General features: G+C 62.0%; 15 protein-coding genes. 7 read left to right on the plus strand and 8 right to left on the minus strand.

The window, feature by feature from the left end; genetic code table 11:
- Nucleotides 1-30 precede the first annotated feature (30 nt).
- Together JCM17207_RS07670 and JCM17207_RS07675 are read left to right on the plus strand one after the other, a co-directional pair.
- Entirely contained in the window at nt 31-1,140 is a 1,110-nt protein-coding gene (locus JCM17207_RS07670) for a ketopantoate reductase family protein (RefSeq protein ID WP_282449879.1), read from the plus strand.
- Between the two features lie 42 nt (nt 1,141-1,182).
- Complete coding sequence (locus tag JCM17207_RS07675; protein WP_238317024.1) at nt 1,183-2,040, plus strand: DUF4097 family beta strand repeat-containing protein; 858 nt, start codon at nt 1,183-1,185, stop codon at nt 2,038-2,040.
- 86 nt (nt 2,041-2,126) lie between these two features.
- On the opposite strand, the gene JCM17207_RS07680 is transcribed toward JCM17207_RS07675, so the two are convergent.
- Complete coding sequence (locus tag JCM17207_RS07680) at nt 2,127-2,948, minus strand: purine-nucleoside phosphorylase (RefSeq protein ID WP_238317025.1); 822 nt, start codon at nt 2,946-2,948, stop codon at nt 2,127-2,129.
- A gap of 174 nt (nt 2,949-3,122) precedes the next feature.
- On the opposite strand from JCM17207_RS07680, the gene JCM17207_RS07685 reads away from it, so the two are divergent.
- The 3 genes from JCM17207_RS07685 (at nt 3,123) to JCM17207_RS07695 (ending at nt 7,847) form a co-directional block, all read left to right on the plus strand.
- Entirely contained in the window at nt 3,123-5,204 is a 2,082-nt protein-coding gene (locus JCM17207_RS07685; protein WP_238317026.1) for an efflux RND transporter permease subunit, read from the plus strand.
- Nucleotides 5,201-6,922 carry a YhgE/Pip domain-containing protein gene (locus JCM17207_RS07690; RefSeq protein WP_238317027.1) on the plus strand — a complete coding sequence of 574 codons (1,722 nt, stop codon included), beginning with the start codon at nt 5,201-5,203 and terminating at the stop codon, nt 6,920-6,922. The genes JCM17207_RS07685 and JCM17207_RS07690 overlap by 4 nt, the downstream gene beginning before the upstream one ends.
- Before the next feature lie 187 nt (nt 6,923-7,109).
- On the plus strand, nt 7,110-7,847 hold the full coding sequence (locus tag JCM17207_RS07695) for a Type 1 glutamine amidotransferase-like domain-containing protein (RefSeq protein ID WP_238317028.1): 738 nt from the start codon (nt 7,110-7,112) through the stop codon (nt 7,845-7,847).
- 46 nt (nt 7,848-7,893) lie between these two features.
- Here the strand turns inward: JCM17207_RS07695 and JCM17207_RS07700 are convergent, their stop codons facing one another.
- Genes JCM17207_RS07700 through JCM17207_RS07720 form a run of 5 tightly spaced genes read right to left on the minus strand, consistent with a single transcriptional unit; the run spans nt 7,894 to nt 12,994 of the window.
- Nucleotides 7,894-8,124, minus strand: a complete 231-nt coding sequence (locus JCM17207_RS07700) for a hypothetical protein (protein WP_238317029.1) — start codon at nt 8,122-8,124, stop codon at nt 7,894-7,896.
- A gap of 21 nt (nt 8,125-8,145) precedes the next feature.
- Nucleotides 8,146-9,369 carry a carboxynorspermidine decarboxylase gene (locus tag JCM17207_RS07705; protein ID WP_238317030.1) on the minus strand — a complete coding sequence of 408 codons (1,224 nt, stop codon included), beginning with the start codon at nt 9,367-9,369 and terminating at the stop codon, nt 8,146-8,148.
- Complete coding sequence (locus tag JCM17207_RS07710) at nt 9,369-10,628, minus strand: saccharopine dehydrogenase family protein (RefSeq protein ID WP_238317031.1); 1,260 nt, start codon at nt 10,626-10,628, stop codon at nt 9,369-9,371. The genes JCM17207_RS07705 and JCM17207_RS07710 overlap by 1 nt, the downstream gene beginning before the upstream one ends.
- A 34-nt stretch (nt 10,629-10,662) precedes the next feature.
- Entirely contained in the window at nt 10,663-11,514 is an 852-nt protein-coding gene (gene speE, locus JCM17207_RS07715; protein ID WP_238317032.1) for a polyamine aminopropyltransferase, read from the minus strand.
- Between the two features lie 22 nt (nt 11,515-11,536).
- Nucleotides 11,537-12,994, minus strand: coding sequence for an aminotransferase class I/II-fold pyridoxal phosphate-dependent enzyme (locus JCM17207_RS07720; RefSeq protein WP_238317033.1), 1,458 nt, complete (start codon nt 12,992-12,994; stop codon nt 11,537-11,539).
- Nucleotides 12,995-13,615: 621 nt separating this feature from the next.
- Here JCM17207_RS07720 and JCM17207_RS07725 point away from each other — a divergent pair.
- The gene (locus JCM17207_RS07725) at nt 13,616-14,296 is read left to right on the plus strand and encodes a hypothetical protein (RefSeq protein WP_238317034.1); all 681 of its coding nucleotides are present in this window, start codon (nt 13,616-13,618) and stop codon (nt 14,294-14,296) included.
- 60 nt (nt 14,297-14,356) lie between these two features.
- On the opposite strand, the gene JCM17207_RS07730 is transcribed toward JCM17207_RS07725, so the two are convergent.
- On the minus strand, nt 14,357-14,671 hold the full coding sequence (locus tag JCM17207_RS07730; protein ID WP_238317035.1) for an acylphosphatase: 315 nt from the start codon (nt 14,669-14,671) through the stop codon (nt 14,357-14,359).
- A 48-nt stretch (nt 14,672-14,719) separates the two neighbouring features.
- Nucleotides 14,720-16,375, minus strand: a complete 1,656-nt coding sequence (locus JCM17207_RS07735; protein WP_238317036.1) for a putative manganese-dependent inorganic diphosphatase — start codon at nt 16,373-16,375, stop codon at nt 14,720-14,722.
- 307 nt (nt 16,376-16,682) lie between these two features.
- On the opposite strand from JCM17207_RS07735, the gene JCM17207_RS07740 reads away from it, so the two are divergent.
- Entirely contained in the window at nt 16,683-17,249 is a 567-nt protein-coding gene (locus JCM17207_RS07740) for a hypothetical protein (RefSeq protein WP_238317037.1), read from the plus strand.
- The last annotated feature ends 89 nt before the right edge of the window (nt 17,250-17,338 follow it).

Raw genomic sequence — 17,338 nt, forward strand, 5'->3', positions numbered from 1 at the left:
GAAAGATTCTCACTCAAAGGAGGATGCGGGATGGAGCGTTATCGTGTGCTGCGGATCGAGGAGGAGGACTACGGCTGCGAGGAGCTGCCCGAAGGCCGCCCTGTCTGCTGCCAGGTCCTGCTGGAGGACGCGGCCGGGGCCACCCGAACCTGTCTTGTCCCCGACCATCTTTTGCGGGCCCGGGACATCCAGGAGGGGGACGCCGTCCTGGACGGGCCGGAAGGTCTGGTGAAACCGGACCCGGAGATCCGCTCCGCCGCCCTCATTGGTCTGGGGGCGCTGGGCATCCTCTTTGGACGAAAGATGCCGGGGGTCCAGGTAATCGCCGACCCGGAGCGGGCCGCCCGCTATGCGGCCCAGCCGGTGCTCTGCAACGGGGAGGAGTGTCATTTCTCCTACGTCGCCCCCGAGAAGGGCAAACCGGTGGATTTCCTGCTGGTGGCGGTGAAAGCCACCGTATTGGACGAGGCCATCCGGGAGATCGCCCCCTTTGTGGGGCCGGATACCGTTATTCTCAGCGTATTGAACGGAATCACCAGCGAGGAGCGGATCGAGGCCGCCTATCCGGGCCATACCCTTTGGAGCGTGGCCATCGGGATGGACGCCACCCGCACCGGCCGGACCCTCACCTTCAAATCCGCCGGAAAAATCCAGTTCGGGGAGAAAGACGGCCGGATGACCCCCCGGGTCAAGGCCGTGGCCCGTTATCTGACCGCCTGCGGCATCGAGAACGAGCCCTGCGCCGATATCCTCTACAAACAGTGGCACAAGCTGATGGTAAACGACGGCCTCAACCAGGCCGCGGCAGCCTTCAACCTGCCCTATGGCGGGCTGGCCCAGCCCGGCCCCGCCCGGGATAAGATGCTCCAGGCTATGCAGGAAGTGATCCGGCTGGCCAATCTGGAGGGGGTGCCCCTGCCCCCGGACAACGACGTGACCTGGCTGGACGCCGCCATGCCCACCTTCCACCCGGAGGGGATGCCCAGCATGCGGCAGGACGTACTGGCCCAGCGCCCCACCGAGGTGGAGGAGTTTGCCGGGGTGGTCCGCCGCCTGGCCAAAAAGCACGGGATGCCCACCCCCGCCAACGACTTTTTCTACGAGAGGATCCGGGCCATCGAGGCCGGGTATTCCCACTAAAACCGCCCAACCCCCACCAATTACGAAAGGAGAATCGCCCCTATGCGTCATTCTGTGCCCAAGTTCTTTCTGCCCGCTCTGGCCGTACTGCTGGCTGGTGCCCTGGTTGTCACCCAGCCGGTGCTGAAAGCCAGCGCAGGCTTTGAGCTCTTTCACTGGGAGATGTCCGCCGTCAAGGATACCCTCACCACCCGCACCTACCCCATCAGCGGCGCCTTCACCAGCATCGAGATCGACGAGACGGTCTCGGATGTGAAGATCGCCTACGACGCCAAGGGCGAAGCCCGGGTGGTCTGCCGGGAGTTCACCAACCACCCCCACACCATCACGGTGGAGGGCGGTGTCCTGAAGGTGACCATGGAAAGCTCAGATATGTTCTATACCGATGACCGGGACCCCGAGCTGACCCTCTACCTGCCGGGCAACCAGTACGAGAGTCTGACCTTTGCCAGCTCCACCGGCGACCTGGAAACCTCCTCTCAGCTAACCTTCGGCACCGTCCGGGCTGAGACCTCCACCGGTGATCTGGAGATCGCGGGCAAGGTCACCGGCACCCTGACGGCCACTGCCTCCACCGGCGACATCGAGCTGAAAAACCTCCAGGCAGCCAGCATCGAAGTCGGAACCTCCACCGGCAGCATCGAGCTGGAAAAGGTGACGGCGGACGGTCCGGTCCAGCTGAGCACCACCACCGGCGACGTTGAGCTGAAAGACCTGACTGCCGCAGCTTTGACCGTCAGCACCTCCACCGGTGACATTGAGGTGGAGTGGGCCACCATCCGGGGCGATGCCAGCCTCACCACCAACACCGGCGACATCGAGCTGAAGCAGTATACCGTCATGGGCAACAACAAGGCCGAGTCCGCCAGCGGGCGGGTCCGCACCGACTGGGACTTCTAACCGATCTAGACAGCAAAAGGCTGCCCGGAGAAATCCGGACAGCCTTTTTGTTCGTTTGGTTTTCTCCGGCGGATGAGGTCGAGAAATCACATCCGGGCGATGACCTCGCCCAGCCAGCGGCACATCCGCTCCCCGGCCTCATTGGCGATCTGGAGCACCCGCTCGTGGCTGTGCTTGACGGTCTGGATGCCGGTGGCCATGTTGGTAATGCAGCTCACCGCCAGGACTTTCATCCCCAGATAGTTGCAGGCCATGGCGTCGGGCACGGTGCTCATGCCCACCGCGTCGGCCCCCAGGGTCGCGAAGGCCCGGATCTCGGCGGCGGTCTCATAGCAGGGGCCCATAAAGCCCAGGTAAACGCCCTCTTTGTACTCGATGCCAAGCTCATCGGCCACCTGGCCCGCCAGAGCCCGCAGGCCGGGGTCAAACACCTCGGTCATATCGGGGAAACGGGGGCCGAACCGCTCGTCGTTGGGCCCGATGAGGGGGTTTGTGCCCATCATGTTGATATAATCGTTGATCAGCATCAGGGTGCCCGGCTCAAAGCTCCGGTTGACGCCGCCGGCCGCGTTGGTCAGCACCACCTGCTCCACCCCCAGCAGCTTAAGGACGTAGAAGGGATAGCAGACCTCCTTCATGGTATAGCCCTCGTAGAAGTGGAACCGCCCCTCCAGGGCCAGCACCTCCCGGCCGTGGAGTTTGCCTGCCAGCAGGGCGCCCTTGTGGCCCGCCACGCTGGACAGGGGGAAATGAGGAATCTCGGCGTAGGGGATCTCCTGGGTGTCGGTAAAATCGGCGGTCAGGTTGCCCAGGCCCGAGCCCAGAACCACCGCGATCTTGGGCTGGCCCGCCAGCCGGGACCGGATAAATTCGGCGCTCTCCCGCGCCTTTTCGTACAGCTGTTCCATAACCGGAAAACACTCCTTTTTAAGCGATTTTTCTTCATTATATCGGCCGGGCGGCGGGCTGTCAACGCCGCCCCGGAAACAGAAAGTTCACAGGATGTTCATTTGCTTTCCGCGTCAAAGCGTTTATAATGGGAACACAGTATTTCTTTTGTATTGGGAAAGGAGCCTTTCCGAATGGAAACCTTTTACTCCGCGCTGGTCCGCCGGCCCAAACGGGTGCTGGCGGTTTTTCTGGCTGCGGCGGCCCTCTGCGCTCTGTTGTGGCCTCTGGTGTCCGTCAACTACGATATCAACGACTATCTCCCCCCGGAATCCCCTTCCACCGTGGCCATCGAGGTGCTGAACGAGTCGTTCCCCGGGGGTGTGCCCAACGTCCGGGTGATGGTACGGGATGTCACCGTCCCCGAGGCCCTGGAATACAAGGCCGCCCTGGCCGGGATTGAGGGAGTCACCGCCGTCAGCTGGCTGGACGATGCCGTGGACCTGACCATTCCCCTGGAAATGCAGGACACCGCCACCGTCGAGACCTATTATAAAGACGGCGCCGCCCTCTTTTCCGTCACGGTGGAGGACGCTTTGCGGGTGGAGGCGGTGGACGCCATCACCTCCCTGATCGGGGAGGACAACGCCCTCACCGGCAACGCGGTTTCCACGGCGGTGGCCACCAGTTCCACCGTCACCGAGGTAGCCAAGATTGCCGCCATCTCGGTGGTCTACGCCCTCTTTATCCTGATCCTCACCACTGGCAGCTGGGTCGAACCGGTCCTGATCCTGCTGGGGATGGGGGTGGCCATCCTGCTGAACAATGGCTCGAACCTCATCTTCGGGGAGGTTTCCTTTGTGACCAACGCGGCGGGCAGCATTTTGCAGCTGGCCGTCTCTCTGGATTACTCAGTCTTTCTGATCCACCGGTTCACCGAGTGCCGCCGGGTGGCGGGCCCCGGGGCTGACCCCGCCAAGTGCATGGTGGAGGCCCTGACCAAATCCACCGGCTCCATCCTCTCCAGCGGCCTGACCACCGTCATCGGCTTTCTGGCCTTGGTGCTGATGCAGTTCCGGATCGGCCCCGACCTGGGCCTGGCCCTGGCCAAGGGCGTAGCCCTGAGTCTTTTTACCGTCTTTACCTTTATGCCCGCCCTGGTGGTGGCGGCCTGTCCCCTGCTGGACAAAACCCAGCACCGTCCCCTTCTGCCCAGCTTCGGCGCCTTTGGGCGGCTGGTGGGCCGGATCATGCTGCCCATGGCCGCCGTGCTGGTGATTCTGATGGTGCCCTCCTTCCTGGCCTCCAATGCCAACACCTATTACTACGGGGCGGAGCATATGTTCGGCCTCGACACCCGCCTCGGGGCCGATACCGCCGCCATTGAGGAGATTTTCGGCAAGAGTGACACCTACGTTCTGATGGTGCCGGAGGGCGACACCGCCACCCAGAGCGCCCTCTCGGCGGAGCTTCACACCCTGCCCGCCATTACCAGCATCATCTCCTATGTGGACTCCGCCGGGGCCGAGATCCCGCCCGAGTTTTTGCCCGAGAACACCCTCTCCCTGCTGGTGAACGGCGGGTACAGCCGGCTGGTCCTCTCGGTGGCAGTGGCCAGCGAGGGCGAAGAGACCTTCGCCCTGGTGGAGCAGATCCGGGCCATCGCCCAGAAATACTACCCGGACGCCTATTATCTGGCGGGCCAGGGGGTCAGCATCTACGATTTGATGGACACCATCACCGCCGATATGCTGAAAGTGAACTTAGTGGCGGTGGCGGCGGTCTTTCTGGTGCTTTTGATCCTCCAGCGGAACCTGCTGCTGCCGGTGATTCTGGTGTTGAGCATCGAGACCGCCATCTGGATCAACATGGCTCTGCCCTATTTTCTGGATAAACCCGTCTTTTACATCGCCTATCTGATCATCAGCTCGGTGCAGCTGGGCGCCACGGTGGACTACGCCATCCTCTTCTCCGACCGGTACCGGGAGTTCCGCTCCGAGCTCCACCCCCGGGCGGCGGTATCCGCCACCGTCTCGGTGGTCACCCCCTCGGTGCTCACCACCGGCAGCGCTCTGGCCGTCGTGGGCTTTTTGATGGGAGCCATCTCCTCGAACCAGCTGCTGGCCCAGCTGGGCAACTTCCTGGGGGTGGGCAGCCTGGCCTCTCTGGCCATCGTCCTGTTGGCCCTGCCCGGCCTGCTCTACCTCACCGACCGTTTCTTCATCAAAAAGGCGGCCCCTGCCGCCCTGCCTGCAAAGGAGGCTAACCCCCTATGAATCTCCATCTTCTCCCCCGCCGGGCTGCGGCGGGGCTGCTGGCCGCCGCCCTCCTGGCCGGGGCCGTCCTGCCTGCCGGGGCTGCCGCCCCCTCCACCTCGAAAGAGGAAATCGTCTACGCCAACCTCTCCGCCGAGGGCGAGGTCACGGGGGTCTATGTAGTCAGCCAGTTTGACGGCGTGGCGGGCCAGACCATCACCGACTACGGCGACTACACCGCTCTGCGGAACATGACCACCACTGACCCCCTCAACTACGAAAACGGGGTCCTGACCCTGACCCCCGCCGAGGACGGAAAAATCTACTGCGAGGGCACCCTGGCCGAAGCCCAGCTGCCCTGGCTGTTCGAGCTGACCTATACCCTGGACGGGGCCGAGGTCTCCCCCGAAGAGCTGGCGGGCAAAAGCGGTGCCCTGGTGCTGACCCTCTCGGCCAAAGAAAACCCCGCCTGTGAGGGGGATTTCTTCAACCAGTACGCCCTTCAGATCAACCTGACCCTGGACACCCACAAGGCCCAGAACATTGTCGCCCCGGGGGCCACCGTGGCCAACGTGGGTTCCAATAAACAGCTCACCTTCCTGGTTCTGCCCGGGCAGGAAACCACCCTCACCGTCTCGGCCGACGTGACCGATTTTGCCCTGGACCCCATCTCCATCAACGGGGTACGGATGCGCCTTTCCCTGGACAGCGGGGCGCTGACCGATTCCATCGGGGCCCTGACCGACGGCTCCACCCAGCTGAACGACGGGGCCCAGGCCCTGAAAGATGGCATTGACCAGGTGAAAGCCGGCCTTGATGCCCTGAACGCCCAGTCCTCCGCCCTCACCGGCGGCTCGGCCCAGGTGCGCTCGGCTCTGACCCAGCTTCAGGGGGCGCTGGCTGGAGTGTCGGCCTCCACCGACCAGCTGGATACCCTGCTGAACGGCTCGGCCCAGATTCGGGACGGCCTGCATCAGTTAAACGAGGGCGCCGCCCAGCTGGAAAGCCAGCTGAGCTACCAAGCCTATAAGGAAATTCTGGCCCAGAACGGCCTGGACCTGGACGAACTGGCGGCGGGCAACGACCAGGCCATCCAGATGCTGAACAACCTGGCTTCCTTCCTGCCCGGCTGCCTGCGGGGCCAGATCGACCAGATCATCCTGCTTTTGGAGGGCAACCGGGCCAACCTCGGGGCCATCCAGACCTATCTGGACGCCGTCAACCAGGGCGCCCAGGCCCTCAGCGACGGGGCCGCCACCCTGGACGAAAACTACGCCGTCTTTGACGCGGGCATCCGCCAGCTGGCCGCCACCCTTACCGATATGGTGGGCAACCTCTCCCTCCTGACCGACGCCATCAACACCCTGGCCGGGCAGTATCCCGAACTGGACAACGGTATCTCGGCCTATACCAACGCGGTGGGGCAGCTCCAGGCCGGCGCGGCCCAGCTGGCTGAGGGCGCCGCCCAGCTGGCCGCCGGCACCCAGGAGCTCTATACCCAGACCAATGGCCTGGGCGAAAATGACCAGCTCAACAGCCTGCTTTCCATGCTGACCGACGAGGGCCAAACCCAGTCCTTTGTCTCGGCGGAGAACACCGAGGTGGAGGCGGTACAGTTCGCCCTCCAGACCGAGGGGATCACCCCCGAAGCGGCCCCGGTGGAAGAAGAACCCGCCGCTGCACCGCTGAATTTCTGGCAGAAACTGCTGAAACTCTTCGGCCTCTATAAGGAGGGCTGAGCCCCGCCCCCGGGAGGGACAGGCGGTTTTGAGCAGAACATCAAAAGAATTTCCTTTCTTTTGGTGATTCTACCCCTGCCGCAGCGGGAGGTTTTGTGTTACAATAGAGCCGCCATGCTTACGGCACATAATACCATCCACCGGCCCGCCTCTGCGGGCCGGTTTATACACAGCGAGGAAAGAAGCTATGACCCTGTTTTTGACCAGCAGCCCCACCGGCTGCCCCTACGAGCCCGGCCCCGAGATCCCGGTGTTGGACGAGCGAAACCATTTTGTCGAGAATCTGCGGGCCGCCTGGCCCTCTGAGCCCCCCTGCGGGCTGCTGCTGGTGGCTGATCCGGACAACCACGAGGGCAACGACCGGGCCGCCGAGGCCTTTGCTGCCTGCCTGCGCAAGTCGGGGCTGCCCCTGGAAGAACTGATCGTCTGCGACAGCCGCAACCAGGACGAGATCGGTGAACTGCTGGCCCAGTGCAATTTTCTGATCCTGGGCGGGGGCCATGTTCCCACCCAGAACTGCTTCTTCTCCCAGCTGGGTCTGCCCGCCCTGATGCAGAGCTACCACGGCCTGGTGCTGGGCATCAGCGCCGGGTCCATGAACGCGGCCCGGATCGTCTACGCCCTGCCCGAGGAGCCGGGCGAGGCCACCGACCATCACTTCTCCCGCTGGATGTCCGGCCTGGGGCTGACCGATACCCGGATCTACCCCCACTACCAGTGCACCAAGGATTTTAAGGTGGACGGCAAGAACTTGTTGGAGATGGGCCTGGCGGACTGCATCCGCCGGCCGGTGTTCGGCCTGCCGGACGGCTCTTACATCCTCTGCGCCGACGGTCACGAGACCCTCTACGGCGAGGCCTGGTACATTGGCGACGGCCGCAGCGAGCTGGTGAACGAGAACGGCCAGGTGCTGCCTCTGCGCTGAATAAAGCAAAAAACCCCTGTGCTTAAGCACAGGGGTTTTATTTTGCTCAGAACGGCCGCCAGCCGGTGCAGTAGCGGGCCAAATCCCGGTCTGCGTCCCGGACGTAGAGGATATATTCGTCCTCCCCGGCCTTATTCTTCCGGGCGCGGAGCTTGAGGGGCAGGTTCTGCCGTTTCAAAAGCTCGATGGTGTCCTCCAGCTCCTCCTCAGTGGGGGCGGTCTCGAACTTTACCCAGTGGCAGAGCATCAGCCAGAAGGAAATCAGTGGTTCCAGCATGGCATCACGCCTCCCTTTCGTTCATTCCCCCCGGGAGCCCAGCCGGTATTTGAAGTCCCGGTAGCCGAACCGGGCCAGACGCTCCGGCCGCCCGTCGGCCCGCAGAACCCAGATCTCGGGCAGGGGCATCCCGTTGAAGGTGTTGTTTTTGCAGGTGGAATAGATGGCCATATCCCCGAACCAAAGGGCGTCTCCCTCGGCCAGAGGGGCGTCGAAGCTGTAATCCCCCACCACGTCCCCGGCCAGGCAGGTGGGACCTCCCAGCCGGATGGTGCAGGGCTTTTCCCCCGGTTCCCCGGCGCCCAGCAGGGGCGGCCGGTAGGGCATCTCGATGACGTCCGGGGTGTGGCAGGCCGCCGACATATCCAGGATGGCCAGGCGGTAATCCCCATTTTCCAGGGTGTCCAGCACCCGCGTCAAAAGATAACCCGCGTTGAGGGCGCAGGCCTCCCCCGGCTCGAGATAAATCTCGAGGTTATAGTCTGCCCGCAGGCGGCGAATCCATTCCTCGAGGCGCGGGATATCGTAATCCGGCCGGGTGATGTGGTGGCCGCCGCCGAGGTTCAGCCATTTCAGCCGGGGCAGAAGATCCCCGAATTTTTCGATCACCACGGGCAGAGTCTCGGCCAGGGCGTCGGAATCCTGCTCGCAGAGGGTGTGGAAGTGGAGCCCGTCCAACAGCTCGGGCAGAGCAGGGTTCTGGGCCACGGCCTTCTCCCACTGGGCCCGGGTGGTGCCGAGACGGCTGCCCGGGGCGCAGGGGTCATAGATTTCATGTCCCTCCTGGGTGGAGTGCTCTGGGTTGACCCGCAGTCCCACGCTCTTGCCTGCGGCCTTGGCCCGGGGGCCGAATTTTTCCAGCTGGCGGGGGGAGTTAAAAACAATGTGGTCGGCCCAGCGGAGCAGCTCGCCGAACTCCTCCTCCCGGTAGGCCCCGCAGAAAACGTGGACCTCCCCTTCCGGCATTTCCTCTTTGCCCAGCCGCGCCTCATAAAGGCCGCTGGCCTCGGTGCCCGCCAGATAAGGCGAAAGCACCGGGTATAAATCGAAGTTGGAAAAAGCCTTCTGGGCTAAAAGAATCTTGCAGCCCGTCCGCTCCTGGACGCCCTTTAAAATCTCACCGTTCTGCCGCAGCCGGGCCTCGTCCAAGAGATAGCAGGGGCTGGGCAGGGCGGCGGCCAATTTTTCCAGGTCGTACCCGGCCAGCCCCGCGAAGGGGGGCCGGTTGTCCCGCAGGGGCGCCATCAGTCCACCAGAGCGGGGCTGTGGCTCTCCCGCCGGGGCAGGCCGTATTTGTCCAGAGCGTCCAGGTACGGGTCCGGATCAAACTCTTCCACGGTATGAACGCCCTTGGTGGTCCACTTGCCGGTGAGCAACATCAGGGCGCCGCACATGGCGGGCACGCCGGTGGTGTAGCTGATGGCCTGGCTGCCCACCTCCTGGTAGCACTCCTGGTGGTCGCAGACATTGTAGATGTAGTAGGTCTTCTCCTTGCCGTCCTTCTTGCCGGTGAAGATGCAGCCGATGTTGGTCTTGCCCTTGGTGCGGGGGCCGAGACTTGCGGGATCGGGCAGCAGAGCTTTCAGGAACTGGATGGGGACAATCTCCTTGCCCTCATAGAGAATCGGGGTGGTGGAGAGCATGCCCACATCCTCCAGGCAGCGCATGTGGTCCAGGTAGCTCTGGCCGAAGGTCATGAAGAAGCGGATCCGCTTGGCTTCGGGGATATTCTTGGCCAGGGACTCGATCTCCTCATGGTGGAGCAGGTACATATCCTTCTGGCCCACCTGGTCAAAGTGATACTCCCGCTTGATGCTCATGGCGGGGATCTCCACCCAGTGGCCGTCCTCCCAGTAGCTGCCGGGGGCGCTGACCTCCCGCAGGTTAATCTCGGGGTTGAAGTTGGTGGCGAAAGCGTAGCCGTGGTCGCCGCCGTTGCAGTCCAGGATGTCGATGGTGTCGATGGTGTCGAACTCGTGCTTCTTGGCGTAGGCGCAGTAAGCCTGGGTCACGCCCGGGTCAAAGCCGCTGCCCAGCAGGGCGGTGAGGCCGGCCTTCTCGAACTTCTCGGCATAGGCCCACTGCCAGGAATAATCAAAGTAGGCGGAGAAGCCCTTCTCCTTGCAGCGCTTCTCGTAGATGGCCCGCCACTCGGGGTCGTCGGTGTTCTCGGGCTCGTAGTTGGCGGTGTCCATATAGTTGACGCCGCACTCGAGGCAGGCGTCCATGATGGTCAGATCCTGGTAAGGCAGGGCGATGTTCATGACCAGATCGGGCTTGTACTCCCGGATCAGGGCCACAACCTCCTCGACTTTATCGGCGTCCACCTGGGCGGTGGTGATCTTGGTGGCAGTCTTGGGGGCCAGCTCCTCGGCCAGCTTGTCGCACTTCGACTTGGTGCGGCTGGCGATGCAAATCTCGGAGAAGACCTCCGGCACCTGGCAGCACTTGTGGATGGCGACCGAGGCGACGCCGCCGCAGCCGATGATGAGAACTCTGCTCATAATAGTTTATCTCCTTTTTCTCTTGTGTCGGGGGTTACTCCACTTCCTGGAGCATCTCTTCCAGGAAAGCGGGCAGATAGAACGCGCCCACGTGCAGCCGGGTGGTGTAGTACCGGGTGCGCAGGTGCTGGCCGTTCCAGCGGACGGCGTTCAGGTCGTCGATGGGGTGGTATTTCTTGCTGGCGAAACCAAAGAGCCAGTACCCCGCCGCATAGGTGGGGATGTGGGCCTGGTACACCCGGCTGATGGGGAAGGTGCTGGCGATCCGCTTGTGACTCCGCTGCATGGCGGTGGCGTCCTCGCCGTAGAAGGGACTGCCCTGCTGGTTGACCAGGATGCCGTCCTCCTTCAGGGCGTTGTAGCAGTTGCCGTAGAACTCCCGGGTGAACAGGCCCTCCGAGGGGCCGAAGGGGTCGGTGGAGTCCACGATGATCAGGTCGTATTCGTCCTCTTTCCGGCGGATGAATTTCAGGCCGTTCTCGTAGTAGATGTGGACCCGCTCGTCGTCCAGACGGCAGGCGTTGCCGGGCAGGTAGCGGCGGCAGGCCTCCACCACCATCTCATCCATTTCCACCAGGTCGATCCGCTCGATCTGCTCGTAGCGGGTCAGCTCCCGGACCACGCCGCCGTCGCCGGCGCCGATGATCAGTACCCGGCGGATGTCGGGGTGGACCGCCATGGGCACATGGGTCATCATCTCGTCGTAGATAAACTCGTCCCGCTCGGTGAGCATGATGTTGCCGTCCAGGGCCAGCACACGGCCGAACTCCGGGGTGTCAAAGACGTCGATCCGCTGGTATTCGCTCTCGGTGGAGTAAAGCTGCTGATCCACCCGCAGGCTGAGCTTTACGTCCGGGGTGTGGTGCTCGCTGAACCAAAGTTCCATCCTTCTTCCCTCCCCTTTTTGGTCAGGCCAGGACGTTCAGCCGCAGAATGTCCGGGTCCTCGGGGCCGGTCATGGAGCAGCCAATCGCCTTGGCATATTCGATGTAGTTGAGAATCTCCCGGGTGATCTTTTCGCCGGGGGCCAGGATGGGGATTCCCGGAGGATAGCACATGACAAACTCGCTGCAAACCCGTCCCTCGGTCTCCCGCAGGGGCAGGCTCTCCTTGGCGGCGTAGAATGCCTCCTGGGGGCTCACCACTACCTCGGGGTCAATGTACTCCTGGCTCATCATGCCGGAAGGGTCTTTCTGGTAGAGGCGGCGGATCTCGGCCAGGGCGCTGACCAGCCGCTCGATCTCCTGGACCCGGTCGCCGATGGAAATGTAGGCCAAAAGGTTGCCGATGTCGCCGAACTCGATCTGAATATCGTATTCATCCCGCAGAAGGTCATAGACCTCGATGCCCGCCAGGCCGATGTCCAGGGTGTGGACGCTGAGCTTGGTGGGGTCAAAGGCAAACACCGAATCCCCGTTGACCATCTCCTGGCCGAAGGCGTAGTATCCGCCGATGGCGTTGATCTCGGAGCGGGCATACTCGGCCAGCTTTTTCACCTGCTCGAAGATCTGCTTGCCCCGCAGGGCCAGGTTCCGCCGGGAGATATCCAGGCTGGACATGAGCAGGTAGCTGCCGGAGGTGGTCTGGGTCAGGTTGATGATCTGGCGGACATACCCGGCGTGGACGTTGGGGCCCGCCAGCAGAAAGCTGGACTGGGTCAGGCTGCCGCCGCTCTTGTGCATGGAGACGGAGGCCATATCCGCCCCGGCGGCCATAGCCGAGATGGGCAGATTTTCGCCGAAATAGAAGTGGGTGCCGTGGGCCTCGTCGGCCAGGCAGAGCATCCCGGCGGCGTGGGCCATCTCCACGATGGCTTTCAGGTCAGAGCAGATGCCGTAATAGGTGGGGTTATTCACCAGCACCGCCACCGCTTTGGGGTGCTCGGCGATGGCCTTGGCCACCTGTTCCCGCTTCATGCCCAGGGAGATGCCGAGGCGCTGGTCCATCTCGGGGTTGACATAGACGGGCACCGCGCCGCAGAGAACCAGGGCGTTGATGACGCTGCGGTGGACGTTCCGGGGCAGGATGATCTCATCCCCCCGCTTGCAGACGGTGAGCACCATGCTCTGAACGGCGCTGGTGGTGCCCCCCACCATCAAAAAGGCGTGGGCCGCGCCGAAGGCCTCGGCGGCCAGCTGTTCCGCCTCCCGGATGACCGACACCGGGTGGCATAGGTTGTCCAGAGGTTTCATGCTGTTGACGTCCACCCCGACGCACTGCTGGCCCAAGAAAGCCGTCAGCTCGGGGTTGCCGCGGCCCCGCTTGTGCCCCGGCACGTCGAAGGGCACCACCCGCATCTGCCGGAACCGCTCCAGTGCCTCGTAGATGGGCGCCCGGCTCTGGTCGAGCTTTGTCTTGTTTTCCATTCTTCCTTCCTCTTTTGCCGCCGCTGCCCGCCTCGTGCAAAAAAACACGGGCCAGCCGAACGCGATTGGTTCAGCTGGCCCGTGAAAAAAGCCCTCATTTGCTCAAGGGGCGGCTCTCTCCTTTGCAGGATGACAAAAGCCTCTCCCCCCGGGAAAAGCGGGAAAATGCGTGTCAGAGTCTATATAGCAATTATACTTTTACTACTCTTTATTGACCGTTTCACAAGCCAGCGCGCAGGCGCCGTTCGGTTTGTAAGAAACCAACTTATAAAATTTGAGCTTTTAACTCAATCAATAATGACGGCTTGCGCCGTCGCTCGGCAGTGGACCCGGCTGTCCGTATGGCCTTGACTCCCTGGCGGAGTGGTCCCAGAACAATTGCTTTGGAAAGACCCTGAAAATTCTTCATCTCCCCAAATTCGGCTCATTTTAACACGAAAAGGCGGCCCTTGTCAACCGTCCAGAGACAATTCGGCCCCCTTTTACCACAATTTTACGGAAAATTGCATCCGCAAGCGTATTTTCACAAAATTGCCACCTTTTTCCCATTCTTCGATGGTATAGTTTTCTTGTACGCCCCAAAAGGGGCCAAGAAAACAGAAAAAAGGTAGGTATCCGCCCATGCATTCCCTCAGCCGTGTCCGCCCGTTGCTGCTGGTCCTCTGCGCCCTGATGTTTTTATGGGCGGCGCCGCCCCGGGCCCGGGCGGCCGAGCCCGCCGCCGAAACCCGGCTTGTAAACCTGGACGGGATCAACCTTCTTCCCTTTGACGCAGGGCAGATCGTCTCCATCGGCAACCAGGCCCCCGGCCAGTGCAGTCTGTACGCTTTGCGCTACGCCCGGACGGTGCTGGACGGCACCGTCTGCTCGGGGGCCGGCATGTGGTCGAACGGCGCCGTCTGGTCGGCGGGGGGCTACACCGGCTTTTCGAGCAGCGTGGCCGAGTGCCTGGACAAAATCTACACTGAACTCGCCGCCGGCCGGCCGGTGATCGTCCATCTGCAAAATACCACCGTCAGCGGGGTATCCAAACACCAAAACCGGGTAACTACCTATGAGTATCACCTGACTTCCGACGGCTGGGACGAGGTCAACTACCCTCATATTTCCACCAGTTCCACCTATGGCCACTGGGTCTGCGTGGTGGGGATGGATCCGAGCGCCGACCCGGCCAACCTGTCCGAGGGGGATTTCTATGCCCTGGACCCGGCCCGGGTGTCGGCCGGGGGCCTTCTGGCGGTGACCCGCCTGTTGGACGGCACCCTCTGGCAGGGGGATTCGCCCCTGAAAATTGCTTCCTGACTTATAACAAATCCGCCCCGCAGGGTTTCGCCTGCGGGGCGGGTTTTCTTTTGCGGTTGATCAGTACCCCCGCACCGAGAAGCCCCGGGCGTAGGGGTCAGGGGTCAGATCCTCCTGGCGCATCCCGACGATCTGGATGTACTCGCTGGCCTGGATCATCCCGAACATCTTTTTGATCTGGTCGGGCTGACCCTGGACTTCCAGCTCGACGGTGCCATCGTCCAGATTCTCCACCCAGCCGGTGAGGTCCAGCTGCTGGGCGGCGTACTTGGCCCGGTAGCGGAAGCCCACCCCCTGCACCTGGCCCCAGATGTGGTACCGGCGGCGGACGGTGCCCTCGGGCAGAGTCCGAGGGGCGGTTTTTTTCTGTTTCAAAAAGTCGAACATGGCCATCCTCTCCCCCTTTCTCGGTTGTTTTGGGCGTTACAGCTCCTGGTAGGCCCCCATGATGGTGGGGATGAACTGCTTTTTCCGGCTGACCACCCCGGGCAGCACCCAGCTGCCATCGGCCTCGGGCTCACAGTTGAAGCCGGTAGTCAGGAGCCCGCCCGCATAGCGCCCGGCGCAGATGACCACGCTCTCCTGTTTGGGTACGTCGGTGAGCAGCATGTAGATATCCTCCACGTTCTGCTTGTTCCGAGCCTCCTCCAGATAAGGGGTCAGAAGTTTCTGGGCGGCGTGGAGGTTGGAGCGGGTCATATAACTGCCCTGGGCCACCCCAAAGCGGATGTCGCCGCACATGAATACCTTAAAGTCCTGCATAAAGACTTCCTCGGGGGTCTTGCCGTCCAGCTTTTCACCAGCCTCGAACATCTCGGCGGCGAACTCCTCAATGTCCACCCCGGCGATCTGGGCCAGGCGGCGGGCTGCGGCCTCGTCGATCTTGGTGCAGGTGGGGCTGCGGAACATGAGGGTATCGGACAGGATGGCACCCAGCAGAAGCCCGGCGATCTGGGGACGGATCTCCACCCCGTTCTCGTCATACATCTGGGTGACGATGGTGGCGGTGCAGCCCACCGGCTGGTTGCGGAAGTACACCGGCCCGCTGGTTTGGAGACTGCCGATCCGGTGGTGATCGATGATCTCCAGGATTTCGGCCTGGTCGAAGCCCTCCACCGCCTGGGTGGCCTCGTTGTGGTCCACCAGAATGATCCGCCGCTTTTGCAGGTTGATGATGTTCCGGCGGCTGATCATGCCGCAGTATTTGCCCTCTTCGTCCAGGATGGGGAAATACCGGTGGCGAACCTTGGCCATCACCCGGGTGACGTCGGCCACCGGGGTAACCAGCGTGAATTTCAGGATATTTTCCCGGGTCATGTAATAGGAAATGGGGGCGCACTGGCTGATGAGCTTGCCCGCCGCATAGGTATCAAAGGGCACGGTCATGATGGCCACGCCGGTTTCCTCAGCGATCCGCTGGATGGTGCGGCCCACCTTGGCGCCGTTGCAGATGATCAGCAGGGACGCCTCCATCTCAATGGCGCAGAGCTGGCTCTCGTAGCGGTTGGTGAGGATGACAATATCCCCTTTTTCCACCACACTCTCCAGCATCTCGGGGGTGGCAGTGCCGATGTGGACGTTGCCGCTGACGCAGACGTCGTTCTCGTCCCCCACCACCATGGTGCCGCCCAGGGTTTCCAGAATGTTCTTGTAGCTGGTGCGGCTCTTGGCCAGCACCTCGGTGTCAAAGACGTCCATGTTAGCAGTGGCAATGTCCTTGACGGTAATAACGCCTTCCAGCTCCCCGTCGGGGCTGACCACCGGCAGGGTATCGATGGTCTGGTCCCGCATGATCTGCCAGGCCCGGCGCAGGCTGGTGCTGCCGGGGATGCCGGGCATCTCGCGGTAATCCACATCCCGGATCTTGGGGTTGACGTCGGTACACATCCGGGGCGGGGTAACTTCGAACTTTTTCAGGATGAACTCGGTCTCCTGGTTCATCTTGCCGGCCCGGCGGGGCTCACAGACCAGGTCACTGGTTTTATTTTTCAGCTCCGCATAGGCGATGGCGGAGCAGATGGAGTCGGTGTCCGGGTTGCGGTGCCCGATGACAACGACTTTATGTGCAGCTTTCGGCATAAAGCATCTCCCTTCGTGGGTTTTCATTTACCAATTCTCTTTCATTTTCCGCCCGGGGGTCCTGCGCCGCGGGCGGCCCTCTGGGTTTATTTTAGCATAACCGCCCCCGGGGGTAAATAGGCAAGTTGAACCCTCCCTCACCCCTTCGGCAGGCCCCGTTCCTCTCTTTTTATCAATTCCTACAAAAACAGTTGGTTATTCTCGCCAGAGTCGTTAAATCTGTAACCATTCTTTTTCCCAGCGATCTGGTATAATAAGTATGACTTTTCCGACCATATTTTTCATCAACCAACAGGAGGTCTCTTTTATGAAGATGTTCAAGCGTCTGTTCTCTTCCCTGCTGGCCGGCATGCTGGCCCTCGCCCTGCTGACCGGCTGCGGCGGCAGCGGCATCCTCAACCCCTCGACCTCCACTCAGCGGGTAACGGTGGTGGAACGGGGGGTTCATGCCCTCCTCACCGCCGCCCAGTTCTCCACCAAGGAAAACAAGGCTTTTGATTCCGCCATCGAAACCACGGTGAACCAAATCTCCGCTTCCCCCTCGAAGTTTGTTTCCGCTGAAGACAACCTCGAAGAGCTCAATCTCAGTTATGATTTCAATAAAGCCATTGAGAAGGCAGATCCGAAAGCTCACGGTGAGCTGTTCATTCTGTCGGGCAGCATCAATCCGAATAACGTTGTTGCCAAGCTGAAAGAGCTGATGACGGCTCTCCGGCCTGTCCCTGGTATGGATACCTTTGACGCCCGGATTTACCGGGTCGCCAACCCCAATGATCTCTCGGACAATGCCTGGGTAGTATTCCTCGTCCGTCACGCGGTATTCGGGTCGGGCGAAACTAACCTTCAAGTGTCGGGGGTTCGCAACCAAATTTAGTCGGAAAAGATAAAGCCACTACCGATGCTCTTTTAAATCCTGTACACTGGAAAGTGCCAACAACCCAGCGGAAAGGAATAGCGATGAAA

This window comes from Faecalibacterium gallinarum (assembly GCF_022180365.1).
In the GTDB taxonomy this organism is placed as follows: Bacteria; Bacillota; Clostridia; order Oscillospirales; family Ruminococcaceae; genus Faecalibacterium; species Faecalibacterium gallinarum.